This window comes from Streptomyces sulfonofaciens, assembly GCF_014656295.1.
Lineage (GTDB): Bacteria > Actinomycetota > Actinomycetes > Streptomycetales > Streptomycetaceae > Streptomyces > Streptomyces sulfonofaciens.
Genome location: NZ_BNCD01000093.1, coordinates 1 through 607, shown reverse-complemented (window position 1 = coordinate 607; position 607 = coordinate 1). Strand labels below are relative to the sequence as shown.

At 38.7% G+C, this 607-nt stretch carries 1 protein-coding gene; it reads left to right on the top strand.

Annotated features, from left to right (window positions below):
* A partial coding sequence (locus IE313_RS36710; protein ID WP_189939372.1) for a DEAD/DEAH box helicase family protein occupies window positions 1-607 on the top strand: 607 nt, incomplete at both ends.

Here is a 607-nt window from a genome sequence, read left to right as displayed (position 1 = left end):
AAAAAAGAAAGGTTTTTAGAATTTATCCATGATTTTTTGATTTTTGATAAGGGGCAAAAGAAATGTGCCAGATTCCATCAGTATTTTGCGGTTAAAAAAACGCAAGAATTTACCCACAAAAAAGAAGGGGGGATTATTTGGCACACGCAAGGCAGCGGTAAGAGTCTTACTATGGTGTGGCTTACTAAATGGCTAAGAAGCAATATCAAACAAGCAAGGATTTTAATCGTTACAGACAGGAGGGAATTGGACGCTCAAATTCAAGGCGTGTTTCTGGGAATAGGCGAGGCTATTTATCGCGCCGACAGCAAGAAGGATTTATTGAGCGTGCTGTTTGAAAATAAGGAATTTTTGGTCGGATCGCTTGTGCATAAATTTGATGACAACGACTTAGAAGATTTAAAAAAGCAACCTGTTTTAAAAGAATGGATTGTTTTAGTGGATGAATGCCACAGAACCCAAGGCGGTAAATTACACAACGCCATGAAAAGCCTGCTCCCTAATGCGATTTTTATCGCCTTTAGCGGCACGCCTTTGTTGAAACAAGATAAAAAGACAAGCCAGGAAGTGTTTGGGGATTATATCCATTGCTATAAATTTAATGAAG